The sequence below is a fragment of the Pseudomonas sp. FP1740 genome (assembly GCF_030687165.1).
Classification (GTDB): domain Bacteria; phylum Pseudomonadota; class Gammaproteobacteria; order Pseudomonadales; family Pseudomonadaceae; genus Aquipseudomonas.
In genome coordinates this window covers 6,200,348-6,213,294 of sequence record NZ_CP117461.1, presented here as the reverse complement: position 1 = coordinate 6,213,294, position 12,947 = coordinate 6,200,348, and the positions used below count along the sequence as shown (strand labels likewise).

The 12,947-nt window shown below is 61.0% G+C and carries 15 protein-coding genes; 6 read left to right on the top strand and 9 right to left on the bottom strand.

All coding sequences use genetic code 11. From position 1 onward, the window contains the following. Nucleotide 1: 1 nt before the first annotated feature. Complete coding sequence (locus PSH69_RS27995) at nucleotides 2-688, bottom strand: YggS family pyridoxal phosphate-dependent enzyme (RefSeq protein ID WP_105340812.1); 687 nt, start codon at nucleotides 686-688, stop codon at nucleotides 2-4. Between the two features lie 57 nt (nucleotides 689-745). On the opposite strand from PSH69_RS27995, the gene PSH69_RS27990 reads away from it, so the two are divergent. Further along, nucleotides 746-1,780 carry a type IV pilus twitching motility protein PilT gene (locus PSH69_RS27990; protein WP_305410396.1) on the top strand — a complete coding sequence of 345 codons (1,035 nt, stop codon included), beginning with the start codon at nucleotides 746-748 and terminating at the stop codon, nucleotides 1,778-1,780. 130 nt (nucleotides 1,781-1,910) lie between these two features. Here PSH69_RS27990 and PSH69_RS27985 read toward each other — a convergent pair whose 3' ends face one another. Then, complete coding sequence (locus tag PSH69_RS27985) at nucleotides 1,911-2,531, bottom strand: C40 family peptidase (protein WP_305410395.1); 621 nt, start codon at nucleotides 2,529-2,531, stop codon at nucleotides 1,911-1,913. Nucleotides 2,532-2,781: 250 nt separating this feature from the next. Between PSH69_RS27985 and PSH69_RS27980 the strand changes: the two genes are divergently transcribed. After that, nucleotides 2,782-3,213, top strand: coding sequence for a TM2 domain-containing protein (locus PSH69_RS27980; protein WP_018928709.1), 432 nt, complete (start codon nucleotides 2,782-2,784; stop codon nucleotides 3,211-3,213). A 37-nt stretch (nucleotides 3,214-3,250) separates the two neighbouring features. Here the strand turns inward: PSH69_RS27980 and PSH69_RS27975 are convergent, their stop codons facing one another. The 7 genes from PSH69_RS27975 to gshB form a co-directional block, all read right to left on the bottom strand. Further along, entirely contained in the window at nucleotides 3,251-4,522 is a 1,272-nt protein-coding gene (locus PSH69_RS27975; protein WP_305410394.1) for a dihydroorotase, read from the bottom strand. Then, complete coding sequence (locus tag PSH69_RS27970) at nucleotides 4,519-5,523, bottom strand: aspartate carbamoyltransferase catalytic subunit (protein ID WP_007939362.1); 1,005 nt, start codon at nucleotides 5,521-5,523, stop codon at nucleotides 4,519-4,521. Before PSH69_RS27970 ends, PSH69_RS27975 begins: the two co-directional genes overlap by 4 nt. 27 nt (nucleotides 5,524-5,550) lie before the next feature. Next, nucleotides 5,551-6,054, bottom strand: a complete 504-nt coding sequence (gene pyrR, locus PSH69_RS27965; RefSeq protein WP_086944407.1) for a bifunctional pyr operon transcriptional regulator/uracil phosphoribosyltransferase PyrR — start codon at nucleotides 6,052-6,054, stop codon at nucleotides 5,551-5,553. Nucleotides 6,055-6,152: 98 nt separating this feature from the next. Continuing rightward, nucleotides 6,153-6,599 carry a Holliday junction resolvase RuvX gene (gene ruvX, locus PSH69_RS27960; protein ID WP_019580620.1) on the bottom strand — a complete coding sequence of 149 codons (447 nt, stop codon included), beginning with the start codon at nucleotides 6,597-6,599 and terminating at the stop codon, nucleotides 6,153-6,155. Then, complete coding sequence (locus PSH69_RS27955; protein WP_305410393.1) at nucleotides 6,599-7,171, bottom strand: YqgE/AlgH family protein; 573 nt, start codon at nucleotides 7,169-7,171, stop codon at nucleotides 6,599-6,601. The genes ruvX and PSH69_RS27955 overlap by 1 nt, the downstream gene beginning before the upstream one ends. Nucleotides 7,172-7,298: 127 nt before the next feature. Continuing rightward, nucleotides 7,299-8,198, bottom strand: a complete 900-nt coding sequence (locus PSH69_RS27950; RefSeq protein WP_026331823.1) for an energy transducer TonB — start codon at nucleotides 8,196-8,198, stop codon at nucleotides 7,299-7,301. A gap of 77 nt (nucleotides 8,199-8,275) precedes the next feature. Next, nucleotides 8,276-9,229 carry a glutathione synthase gene (gene gshB / locus PSH69_RS27945; RefSeq protein WP_305410392.1) on the bottom strand — a complete coding sequence of 318 codons (954 nt, stop codon included), beginning with the start codon at nucleotides 9,227-9,229 and terminating at the stop codon, nucleotides 8,276-8,278. A 222-nt stretch (nucleotides 9,230-9,451) separates the two neighbouring features. On the opposite strand from gshB, the gene pilG reads away from it, so the two are divergent. From pilG to PSH69_RS27925, 4 genes are read left to right on the top strand one after another with little or no spacing between them, the layout of a single operon-like run. Then, nucleotides 9,452-9,856 (top strand): twitching motility response regulator PilG, encoded by a 405-nt coding sequence (gene pilG / locus PSH69_RS27940; protein WP_007897954.1) that lies wholly within the window; start codon nucleotides 9,452-9,454, stop codon nucleotides 9,854-9,856. Nucleotides 9,857-9,913: 57 nt separating this feature from the next. Beyond that, on the top strand, nucleotides 9,914-10,279 hold the full coding sequence (pilH, locus tag PSH69_RS27935; RefSeq protein ID WP_019580623.1) for a twitching motility response regulator PilH: 366 nt from the start codon (nucleotides 9,914-9,916) through the stop codon (nucleotides 10,277-10,279). A 10-nt stretch (nucleotides 10,280-10,289) separates the two neighbouring features. Then, on the top strand, nucleotides 10,290-10,844 hold the full coding sequence (locus tag PSH69_RS27930) for a chemotaxis protein CheW (RefSeq protein WP_018928716.1): 555 nt from the start codon (nucleotides 10,290-10,292) through the stop codon (nucleotides 10,842-10,844). Between the two features lie 40 nt (nucleotides 10,845-10,884). Next, on the top strand, nucleotides 10,885-12,942 hold the full coding sequence (locus PSH69_RS27925; RefSeq protein ID WP_018928717.1) for a methyl-accepting chemotaxis protein: 2,058 nt from the start codon (nucleotides 10,885-10,887) through the stop codon (nucleotides 12,940-12,942). The last annotated feature ends 5 nt before the right edge of the window (nucleotides 12,943-12,947 follow it).

Here is a 12,947-nt window from a genome sequence, read left to right as displayed (position 1 = left end):
TTCATGGTCGACTGTAATCGCGGGCGCCAAACAGGGCCGTACCGATGCGGACCCAAGTGGCGCCCTGGGCGATGGCCGACTCGAGGTCGTGGCTCATGCCCATGGAAAGTGTGTCGAGTGGCAGGTTCAGGCTGGCTTGCAGGCTCTGCACGGCAGCAAAAGCAGCGTCCTGGGCGGCGCGATCTTCAGTCGGCTCGGGAATCGCCATCAGCCCGCGCAGTTTCAAACGCGGCAGCGCGCTGATGGCATTGGCCAGGGCGGGCAGGTCGGCCGGGGTGCAGCCGGATTTGCTGGCTTCACCACTGACGTTGACCTGGATGCAGATGTTCAAGGGCGGCAAATCGGCAGGGCGCTGTTCGGACAGGCGTTGTGCGATTTTCAAACGATCCACGGAGTGCACCCAGTCGAAGTGCTCGGCGATAGCACGAGTCTTGTTCGATTGAATGGGGCCGATGAAGTGCCAGATCAAGGGCAGGTCGGCCAATTCGAGCTGTTTGCCCAAGGCTTCCTGCAGGTAGTTTTCGCCAAAGTCGCGGATCCCGGCGGCATAGGCTTCACGCAGGGCCTCGGCGGGCTTGGTTTTGCTCACGGCCAGCAGCTGGATGTTGTGTTCGTCACGCTTTGCGGCGAGGGCGGCAGCGTGGATGCGTGAACTAACCTGAGCAATGTTGTCTGCTATCGTGGACATTCAAGAGGCGCCAGCGGGTCTGAGGTTCGCGGCATTCTACTGGAATTGAGGAGCGCTATGGATATCACTGAGCTGCTGGCTTTCAGCGCCAAACAAGGCGCGTCCGACCTGCACCTGTCTGCCGGCCTGCCACCGATGATCCGTGTCGATGGCGATGTGCGACGCATCAACTTGCCGGCCCTGGACCACAAGGAGGTGCACGATCTGATCTACGACATCATGAACGACCTCCAACGGGTGGACTTCGAGAAGCATCTTGAAACCGACTTTTCCTTCGAAGTGCCCGGCGTGGCGCGTTTCCGGGTCAATGCCTTCAACCAGAATCGTGGTGCGGGCGCGGTGTTCCGGACCATTCCGTCGAAGGTCCTGAGCATGGACGATCTGGGCATGGGGGACGTGTTTCGCAAGATTACCGAAGCGCCCCGGGGCCTGGTGCTGGTGACCGGCCCCACCGGTTCCGGCAAGTCCACGACGCTGGCGGCGATGATCGATTACCTGAACAACCATCGCCATCACCACATCCTCACCATCGAAGACCCCATCGAGTTTGTCCACGAATCGCGCAAATGCCTGATCAATCAGCGAGAAGTCCATCGCGATACACGCAGCTTCGCCACGGCCCTGCGCTCGGCCCTGCGTGAAGACCCGGATGTGATCCTGGTGGGGGAAATGCGGGATCTGGAGACTATTCGGCTGGCATTGACCGCCGCCGAGACCGGTCATCTGGTATTCGGCACGCTACACACCACCTCGGCGGCAAAAACCATCGACCGGGTGGTGGACGTGTTTCCGGGCGACGAGAAATCGATGGTGCGCTCGATGCTCTCCGAGTCGCTGCTGGCGGTAGTATCCCAGGCATTGATCAAGAAAATCGGCGGCGGGCGGGTTGCCGCCCACGAAATCATGCTCGGCACCTCGGCGATCCGTAACCTGATCCGTGAAGACAAGGTGGCGCAGATGTACTCGTCGATTCAGACCGGTGGGTCGCTGGGGATGCAGACGCTGGATATGTGTCTGAAGGATCTCGTGACCAAGGGCGTGATCAGTCGCGAGCATGCGCGGGAGAAGGCGCGGTCGCCGGATAACTTCTGACAGGAAGTTGATCGTTCCCACGCTCTGCGTGGGAATGCCTCAATGGACGCTCCGCGTCCGCTTTGGCAGGGGGACGCGGAGCGTCCCGGGCTGCGTTCCCACGCTGAGCGTGGGAACGATCAGTGTCGGATCAGCGCTGTACAACGCGCAGTTGATTCGGTTCTTTCGGCAGAACCCGCTTGGCAACCACATAGTGGTTTTCCCAATACGGTTTCTTCAGGGTGTCGATGCTCACCGACTTGCCACGGCGTGGTGCGTGGATGAAGCGGTCGTTGCCCAGGTAGATGGCCACATGATTGACCCGGCGGCTCTTGATGTTGAAGAAGATCAGGTCGCCTGGCTTCAGTTCGTTGCGATCGACTTTCTCACCGTGACCGCTGGCCATGGCATTGGAGGTGCGTGGCAGGTCGAAGGTGGCGTCGTTGAACGCGTATTTCACCAGGCCGCTGCAATCGAACCCTTTACTTGGGCTGCTGCCACCCCAGCGATAAGGTGTGCCGAGCACGTTTACCGCGCGGCTCAATACGTTGCTGCTTTCCTTGGTCGCCATCGGCGGAACCAGCTTGCCGTTGGCGCTACTCAGTTGGGTGGAACGTTTAACTGTTTGTTGGTTTTTGCTCGAAGGAGCAGAAACATGGGATTTTGGGGTGTAACCATTAACGTTCGGAAGACGTTGCTCACGATTGGTGGCGTGGGCGGCCAGGGGCAATAATAGGCAAATGGTTAGCCATGTCTTGAAAAATGGACGCATTAGGCAGGGCTCATATGGGTTGGCGCGCAACTTTATAACAGCTTTTTTGGCCCTTCCGAGGCCGTTGGTCGATTCAACCTTGGGGTCAACGGAACCAAATAAGCGGAAAAAGGACGCAATTGTCTGACACAAGTCAGGCGGTACAGGGCTTTGACGGAAGTGAAGGTAGCATTTGCCGTATGTCGGCTGCCTGTAAAAAAGTCACAAAGAATTCAAGAATATTTCTCTATCGCGTGAATCGAGGTCATCCATGAACACCTATCGACAACCCGTTTCACAACAAGACACGCACAGCAAAGTGATCGGTTACCTGCTGTGGATTTTCGGTTTTACCGGGGCTCACCGCTTCTATTACGGCAAGCCGGTGACCGGGACGATCTGGTTTTTGACCTTGGGCTTGCTGGGTATTGGCTGGTTGATCGACGTGTTCCTGATTCCGGCCATGGATCGTGAAGCAGACCTGCGCTTTACCGCCGGCCCCATCGAATACAACGTCGCGTGGATTCTGCTGACGTTCCTTGGGGTGTTCGGCGTACACCGGATGTATCAGGGGAAGTGGATCAGCGGGTTGCTGTACCTGGTCACGGGCGGGTTGTTCTTTCTGGGGGTGTTGTATGACTTCTGGACGCTGAACGATCAGATTTCGATTCGTAACGCGCAGAACAGAGGCGCCTTCCAGTAAGTTGTGGTGAGGGAGCAAGCTCCCTCACCACAGGGTTCTACGCCTGGTGGCTGATCCGCCCATCCACCAGGGTGTAACGCACCACGCCCGGCAGGCTGTGGCCAATGAACGGGCAGTTTTCGCCCTTGGATAGCCAGGTTTCACCGGCCACGGTCGAGGCCGTCGGGTCAAACAGCACGATGTCTGCCGCGCCACCTACTGCCAATTTCCCTGCCGGCAGGCGCAACGCCTCGGCAGGGCCGGCACTCAGGCGTGCCAACAGCGTCGGCAGGTCGAGCAAACCGTCTTCCACCAAGGTCATCGCCAGCGGCAGCAGCAGTTCAACGCTGCTGATGCCCGGTTCGGTCGCGCCGAACGGTGCCAGCTTGGCGTCGCGCTCATGGGGCTGGTGATGGCTGGAGATGGCGGATACCACGCCGGACTTCACCGCTGCCCGCAGGCCGTCGCGGTCGGCGCGGGTGCGCAGCGGCGGCTGGACGTGATAGAGGCTGCTGAAGTCGATCAGCGCTTCGTCGGTGAGGATCAGTTGATACAACGCCACATCCGCCGTGACCTTCAGGCCGCGGGCCTGGGCCTGAGCGATCAGCGCTACGCCGCGCGCGCTGGTGAGCTGGCTGAAGTGCGCACGTACGCCGCTTTGCTCGACCAGCAGCAGATCCCGGGCCAGGGCCACGGTTTCGGCGGTTTCCGGAATGCCCGGCAGACCGAGGAAGCTTGCGGTCGGGCCTTCATGGGCCAGGCCACCTTCGGCCAGGTCGTGATCCTGCGAGTTGAAAATCACCGTCAGGTCGAACGTCGCCGCGTATTCCAGCGCCCGGCACAGGGTGCGGGTGTTGCGGAAGCTCTCCAGACCGTTGCCGAAGGCCACGCAGCCGGCATCGCGTAGCGCAACGAGTTCTGCAAGCTGTTCGCCGTCCAGGCCTTTACTCAGGGCTCCGATCGGGAACACTTTGGTGTTGCCGGCCTCGCGGGCGCGGTCGAGGATCAATTCAGCCACGGCCGAGGTGTCCAGCACCGGTCTGGTTTTCGGCGGGCAGCACAGGCTGGTCACGCCACCGGCGGCGGCGGCGCGGGTTTCGCTGGCGATCGAGCCTTTGCGACTGTAGCCCGGCTCGCGCAGGGCAACGTTCAGGTCAACCAGGCCCGGGGCGGCCACCAGGCCCTTGGCGTCGATGGTGTCGACGGCAACAAAACCGGCCGGAGCGGCGCCAAGGGCGACGATCTTGCAGGCTTCAACATGGATGTCAGTCACTTGATCCAGGCCGCTGGCCGGATCGATAACGCGTGCGCCGAGAATGCTGAGCTTCACTGGGCGTTCTCCTGCTCGAATTGGCGCTGGGCTGTTTGCCCGCTCATGGCCATGGACAGCACGGCCATACGAATCGCGATCCCGTAGGTCACCTGGTTGAGGATCACCGAGTGCGGACCGTCGGCCACCGCCGACTCAATTTCCACCCCACGGTTGATCGGCCCCGGGTGCATCACGATGGCATCGGGTTTGGCACCGGCCAGGCGCGCGGTGGTCAGGCCGAACAGGCGGTAGAACTCGCCCTCGCTCGGCAGCAGGCCGCCGGTCATGCGCTCACGCTGCAAGCGCAGCATGATCACCACGTCGACGTCTTTCAGGCCTTCGGTCATGTCGGTGTAGACCTTCACGCCGTATTGCTCGATGCCGATCGGCAGCAGGGTTTTCGGCGCGATCACACGGATGTCCGGGCAGCCGAGGGTTTTCAGGGCCAGCATGTTCGAGCGTGCTACCCGCGAGTGCAGGATGTCGCCGACGATGGCCACCGAGAGGTTTTCGAAGCCACCCTTGTGCCGACGAATGGTGAGCATGTCGAGCATGCCCTGGGTCGGGTGCGCGTGACGGCCGTCGCCACCGTTGATGATCGCCACTTGCGGGCAGACATGTTCGGCAATGAAGTGCGCCGCGCCAGAATCACCGTGACGCACGACGAACATGTCGGCGGCCATGGCTTCGAGGTTGCGCAGGGTGTCGAGCAGGGTTTCGCCCTTGCTTGCCGACGATGTGGACACGTTCAGGGTGATCACGTCGGCCGACAGCCGCTGGGCCGCCAGTTCAAAGGTGGTGCGGGTGCGGGTGGAGTTCTCGAAAAACACGTTGCACACGGTCTTGCCGCGCAACAACGGGACTTTCTTCACCGCCCGGGCGCCGACTTCGAGGAACGAGTCGGCGGTGTCGAGGATTTCCGTCAGCAACTCGCGGCGCAAACCGTCGAGCGAGAGGAAGTGGCGCAGCTGGCCCTGATCATTGAGCTGCAGCGGGCGCTTGGTTTCTAGAGGCGTCATCGCGAGGGGGACTCTCAATAGGGCGAATTAAAGGGCGAGGTCTTGCAGTTCGAGCTTGAGTTCCGGACCGGACAGCTTCACCCGTTCGTGGGCCGCCAGCGACAGGGTCGCGCCAACCACGTTCGGGCGGATCGGCAGCTCACCGGCGTCCAGGTCCAGCAGGCACACCAGCGTCACGCTGGCCGGGCGGCCGTAGTCGAACAGTTCGTTCATCGCGGCGCGGATGGTCCGACCGCTCATCAACACGTCGTCGATCAGCACCAGGTGCTGGCCTTCGATCTCGAATGGCAGCGCCGAAGGGCGTACTTGCGGGTGCAGGCCGCTCTGGCTGAAGTCGTCGCGGTAGAAGGACACATCGAGGGTGCCCAGCGGCGCGTCGCTGCCCAACTCCTTGAGCAACGCCTGCGCGACCCAGATGCCACCGGTCCGAATCCCGATGTAACGCGGTTCGCTGATGCCACGGTTTTCCAGATAAGCCTTGAGACGGATCGCCATCTGGCTGATCAGTTCGGCGGGATTAGGCAGGCTCATGGTTTGCTCCTTCTTGGTCCCGAGCCCGCTTTGTGGGTATGGCGCGTGGGTAGGGCTCGGGTTGTAGCTAAGGGAGTCGCCGTAGCGACTCTTCAGAATCAGTTGCTTGAGGATTCGAACAGTGCGGTGTTTTCGTCGAGCCAGCCTTGCAGCAGCAGGGCAGCGGCGATGGCATCGACCGGGTTGTCGCGGTAACTGCCCTTCTGGCCGCCACGGACCAGGCGTTCGCCTTTGGCCTCGAAGGTGGTGAGGCGTTCGTCGTGAGTATAGAAGGGCAGGTTGTAGCGGCCGTTCAGGCGCCGGGCGAATTTTTCCGCCCGCAGGCACATGTCGCTGGGCGTGCCGTCCATGTTCAGGGGCAGGCCGACCACCACGGCGTCGGGTTTCCACTCTTTGATCAGGGCTTCGACCTGATTCCAGTCGGGAATGCCGTTTTGTGCCTTCAAGGTGCACAGCTCGCGGGCCTGGCCGGTAATCACCTGGCCGACCGCAACGCCGATCTGCTTGGTGCCGTAGTCGAAACCCAGAATCAGCCGCAGGGCCATCAGGCGTGCCCCGCCTGGCTGGTGAGCAGGCTGAGGTTGATACCCAGGTGCTTGGCCGCCGCTTCGAGACGTAACTCGCTGCTGGTGTTGAACAGGATGTCGGCGTCGAAGGGGCATGTCAGCCAGGCGTTGTCGGCCAGTTCGGCTTCCAGTTGCCCGGCTTCCCAACCGGCGTAGCCGAGGGTAATCACGCTTTTCGCGGGGCCAACGCCGTCGGCGATGGCGAACAGCACGTCCTGGGAGGTCGACAGTGACAATTCGCCATCCAGATCAACGGTAGCCTGATAGGTTTTCCCCGACGGGTGCAGGACAAAGCCGCGATCGGTTTGCACCGGGCCGCCGATAAAGATCGGCACGTGCTGGCAGAGCACTGGCGGTTCGATATCGGGGCGCAATTGCTCGAGGATATCGGCCAGGTTCAGGTCCTGCGGACGATTGACCACCAACCCCATGGCGCCATTGGCCGTGTGCTCGACGATGTAGGTCAAGGTGTGCGCAAAGTTCGGGTCGGCCATGTGAGGCATGGCGATCAGGAAGTGATGCTTGAGGTAGCTGGGGCTGACGTTCTTCATGAGCGCTAGTGTGGCGTTGGAGGGGCGAACTGACAAGCTGAGGATGCACAGGAAATGCCTGTGCAGGTGTCTTTTTGATCCGGGCTTGCCCGCGAAGGCATTGGCTCAATCACTGCAAATCTTCCGGCTAATTACTGGACAACCGGTCCCCGCGCGCAAACCTCCAGGTGCGGATGATTTCCAGGCGGTCGATGTCCGACAGATCCCCGGTAAACGGTGCGAACGGCGCGGCCAGCCGCACGATGCGCTGCGCCGCCTGATCCAGCAGCGGTTGGCCGGACGATTCCAGCACCAATACTTCATACAGCGAGCCGTCGCGATTGATCGAGACCATCAGGCGCAAATTGCCATAAATCTGTTTGCGTCGGGCCTCGTCGGGGTAGTTGAGGTTGCCGATGCGCTCGACCTTCTTGCGCCATTCATCCTTGTACCAGGCACCTTTGTCGCGCATGGTCGACGCGGCGCTCAAGCGGTGGATGCGCGGGCGCTTGGCGTACAGCTGTTGTTCATTGGCCAGTTCTGCTTCCAGGCTGGCGATGTCGCTGGACAGCTGTGAGCTGTCGAAGGTCGGCGCTTCGACCTTGGGCTTGGTCTCGGTCTTGACGTCTTCCTGCTTGGTCGCGGCTTTTTTCGGCTTCGGCGCGACAGTCGTCACGGCGGCCTTGGGTGCGGCTTCCTGCACTTGGGGTTTAGCGGTTGGCGGCGGAGTGACCGTCTGCACCTTGTTGTCCTGGAAGGGCGCGACCTCGGTGGTCTTGGGAATGGCCTTTTTATCCAGGGTGCCGCTGCCTTGCTGATTCTCTTGAGCGAGGAAATCGGCTTTTTTCGGCTTGGTTTCGCTTTTGAAGGTGGCGAGGGTGATTTCCAGGGTTTTGCTGATTTGCTTGGGTTCGACCATGGTGAACCCGACGCCCAACAGCAAGGCCAGGTGAATCAGCGCCGCGAGAAACAGGGTAAAGCCGAGGCGATCGGCCGGGCGCACGCCACGATGGGCGAGTTCAGCGGGCAGATCGGACGGGAGTGTCATGACAAGAAAACCAACATCGCGTTTTTTACAAGCCGGCGATGATAACGCAATGTTGGTTGTCTCTTGGCTGTTCTCGATCAACGAGCCTTGAGCTTCTGATCGATGGCATCCATCAACTGGCCACCAATGTCGGTGCCGAACGCGTTATCGATCTCGCGAATGCAGGTCGGGCTGGTGACGTTGATTTCGGTCAGGTGCTCACCGATCACGTCGAGACCGACGAACAGCAAGCCCTTCTCGCGCAGGGTCGGGCCGACTTGCGCGGCGATCCAGCGATCTTTCTCGGTCAGCGGTCGGGCTTCGCCACGGCCGCCGGCGGCGAGGTTGCCGCGGGTTTCGCCTGCTGCCGGAATCCGCGCCAGGCAATAATCCACAGGCTCGCCGTCGATCATCAGGATGCGCTTGTCGCCATCAACGATCGCCGGCAGGTAGCCCTGGATCATGATCTGCTGCTTGCCATGCAGGGTCAGGGTTTCGAGGATCACCGACAGGTTCGGGTGGCCTGCGGTGTGACGGAAGATCGACGAACCACCCATGCCGTCCAGCGGCTTGAGGATCACGTCACCGTGATGGTCGGCGAATTCGCGCAACACGTCCGGGCGACGGCTGACGATGGTCGGCGGCGTGCACTGCGGGAACAGCGTGGCGAACAGCTTCTCGTTGCAGTCACGCAGGCTTTGCGGCTTGTTGACCACCAGCACGCCGGCGTTCTCGGCTTGCTCCAGCAGGTAAGTGGAGTAGACGAACTCCATGTCGAACGGCGGATCCTTGCGCATCAGAATCACGTCCAGGTCGCTCAGCAGTGCGTCGGATTCGGCGCCCAGCTCGAACCACTTGTGCGGGTCGGCGAAGACTTTCAGCGGACGCATCCGCGCGCGCGCCTCGCCCTCGGCCTGATACAAATCGCGCTGTTCCATATAGAACAGTTCCCAGCCACGCTTTTGCGCGGCCAGCAGCATGGCCAGCGAGCTATCCTTTTTATAGGAGATGCTGGCGATAGGATCCATGACAATCCCGACGCGAATGCTCATGGGGTTTTCCTCGAAATTGGGGTGGAAAGTGCGATGAAAAAGTGGCGTCAGAGTGGCGCTGAGTGGGTTCCCGGTCAAGGAAAAACCACCGCACAGGTCACCCGATAGATTGGACGGGGAGACTGTGCTAAAAAGGCTGCCATGCCGTCTTGGCCCTTGAGTATCAAGGGTTTCGGGCCGCAAACGGACAAATTGATTCACAAAGGCGACGGTAGAGCCCCTATGGAACAGCATTCCAGCGCCTTGAAGGTCATGGTGATCGATGATTCGAAAACGATTCGTCGCACCGCCGAAACGCTGTTGAAAAACGTGGGCTGTGAAGTCATCACCGCAATCGATGGTTTCGATGCCCTGGCCAAGATTGCCGACAATCACCCAGGCATCATCTTTGTCGACATCATGATGCCGCGTCTGGATGGCTATCAGACCTGCGCGTTGATCAAGAACAACAGTGCGTTCAAGTCCACGCCAGTGATTATGCTGTCGTCCAGGGACGGGTTGTTCGACAAGGCCAAGGGGCGGATCGTCGGCTCCGACCAGTTTTTGACCAAGCCTTTCAGCAAGGAAGAACTGCTGAACGCGATTCAGGCCCACGTACCGGGCTTTGCTGTCGTTTCGCCGCAGTAGGACACGCACAGTGACGCTCGGCCAGTGGGCCTTGCGTCGACAAGAATGGGGAAGACCATGGCACGTATTCTGATCGTCGATGATTCGCCGACCGAAATGTACAAACTGACCGGCATGCTCGAAAAGCACGGTCATGAAGTGTTGAAAGCCGAAAACGGCGCCGACGGCGTGGCCCTGGCCCGTCAGGAAAAACCCGACGCGGTGCTGATGGACATCGTCATGCCCGGCCTCAATGGTTTCCAGGCGACCCGTCAGCTGACCAAAGACTCGGAAACTGCACACATCCCGGTGATCATCATCACCACCAAGGATCAGGAAACCGACAAGGTCTGGGGCACGCGCCAGGGCGCCAAGGACTACCTGACCAAACCGGTCGATGAAGACACCCTGATCAAGACGCTGAACAACGTGCTGGCCGGTTGATCGTCCGGCCATGACCGAGTCGCTGACGGCCTTCGAACTGCTGCTGCAGATTGATCAACGTTGTCGTCTGCTGGCGGCGGACCTGCCGTCCCAGCCGACTCGACAGGACAGCTGGAGCGGCATCGGTTTTCGCTTGGGCGAGCACGGGTACGTCGCGCCCATGGGCGAAGTCAGCGAAGTCCTGCACGAACCGCGCGTTACCCAAATGCCGGGGGTCAAGCCCTGGGTCAAGGGCGTAGCGAACCTGCGTGGGCGGCTGCTGCCGATCATGGATGTGTACGGCTTCTTTTATGGTTATGAGGCCGGCCATGAACTGTCGGCCCTGCGCAAGCAGCGGCGGATACTGGTGGTGGAGCACAACGACGTGTTCGCCGGCTTGCTGGTCGATGAGGTCTTCGGCTTGCAGCACTTTGCCCAGGACAGCCTGGAGCCGGTGCCCATGGACGAGCTGCAGGGGCCGATCGCGCCGTTCGTCAAAGGCCGCTTTCAGCGTGAGCAGAATTGGCAGGTGTTCAGCCCGTTTGCGTTGGCGCAGTCGCAAGGTTTCATGAATGTAGCGCTGTAGCCGGGGCGTAGGTTGAATTGGGCAGGACAGGCGAGGACCGATGATTAAAGCAAACGCAGGTACGCCGGAAGGGTCGCGCAGCCGGTCGCAGATTATCGTGCTGTTCATCGCGCTGATCATCTTCATCATGCTGCTGTTCGCCAACTTCGCGTACCTCAACACCCAGGCGAATTACGACAAACAGTACATCGGCCACGCCGGTGAGCTGCGCGTGCTGTCGCAACGCATTGCCAAAAATGCCACCGAAGCCGCCGCCGGCAAGGCTGCGGCGTTCAAGTTGCTCAGCGATGCGCGCAACGACTTCGCCCTGCGTTGGGGCTATCTGAAAAAAGGCGATCCCTCCACCGGCCTGCCGCCGGCACCGTCCACCGTGCGCCCGGAAATGCGCGCGGTGCAGCTGGATTGGGAGCGGCTGCTGAAAAATACCGACGCCATTCTCTCCAGCGAACAGACTGTGTTGTCGTTGCATCAAGTCGCCGCGACCCTGGCCGAAACCGTGCCGCAGTTGCAGGTCGAGTATGAAAAGGTCGTCGAAACCCTCCTGCAACGTGGCGCCCCGGCCGCTCAGGTGGCGATGGCCCAGCGTCAGTCGCTGCTGGCCGAGCGCATTCTCGGTGCAGTGAACACCGTGCTGTCCGGCGACGAAAACTCGCAGCAGGCCGCCGACGCCTTCGGTCGCGACGCGGCGCGTTTCGGCCAGGTACTCAACGGCATGCTTCAGGGCAATGCGGCCCTGAAAATCAGCCAGGTCGAAGACCGCGATGCCCGTGCCCGGTTGACCGAGATTTCCGAGCTGTTTGAATTCGTGTCGGGCTCGGTGGACGAAATCCTCGAAACCTCGCCGGAGCTGTTCAAGGTCCGCGAATCGGCCAGCAACATTTTTACCCTGTCGCAAACCCTGCTCGATGAAGCTTCGCACTTGGCCAGCCGTTTCGAAAACCTCGCCGGCGGGCGCAACACCGATACCATCGGTGGCTACGTGCTGGGTTTGCTCGCGTTGATGTCGATCATCCTCATTGGCCTGGTGATGGTGCGCGAAACCAACCGTCAGTTGCGTGAAACCGCTGAGAAGAACGAGCGCAATCAGAGCGCGATCATGCGCCTGCTGGACGAAATTGAAGACCTGGCCGACGGTGACCTGACCGTGACCGCCTCGGTGACCGAAGACTTCACCGGGACCATTGCCGACTCGATCAACTATTCCGTAGACCAATTGCGCGATCTGGTGGCGACCATCAACCTCACCGCCGGCCAGGTCGCCGCCGCCGTGCAGGAAACCCAGGCCACCGCGATGCACCTGGCTCAGGCCTCGGAGCATCAGGCGCAGCAGATTTCCGAGGCCTCCATGGCGATCAACGACATGGCCGAGTCCATCGATCAGGTCTCGGCCAATGCCGCCGAATCCTCAGCGGTGGCCGAGCGCTCGGTGGAAATTGCCAACAAGGGCAACGAGGTGGTGCACAACACCATCCACGGCATGGACAATATTCGCGAACAGATCCAGGACACCGCCAAGCGCATCAAGCGCCTCGGTGAGTCTTCTCAGGAAATCGGCGACATTGTCAGCCTGATCGATGACATTGCCGATCAGACCAACATCCTCGCCCTCAACGCGGCCATTCAGGCGTCCATGGCCGGTGACGCCGGGCGCGGTTTTGCGGTGGTGGCCGACGAAGTACAGCGGCTGGCCGAGCGCTCGTCCGCGGCGACCCGGCAGATCGAAACGCTGGTGCGGGCAATTCAGACCGACACCAACGAAGCGGTGATTTCCATGGAGCAGACCACCACCGAAGTGGTGCGCGGCGCGCGTCTGGCGCAGGATGCCGGAGTGGCCCTGGAAGAAATCGAAGGCGTATCGAAGACCCTCGCGGCATTGATCCAGAGTATTTCCAACGCCGCGCAGCAACAGACGTCTTCGGCCGGCCAGATTTCCCTGACGATGAACGTGATCCAGCAGATCACCACGCAGACCTCGTCCGGCTCCACCGCCACTGCCGAGAGCATTGGCAACCTGGCGAAAATGGCCAGCCAGCTGCGGCGTTCGGTGTCCGGTTTCACCTTGCCGGCCAAGCCTGCGCAAGCTGCGGACAACGCTTGAACCGC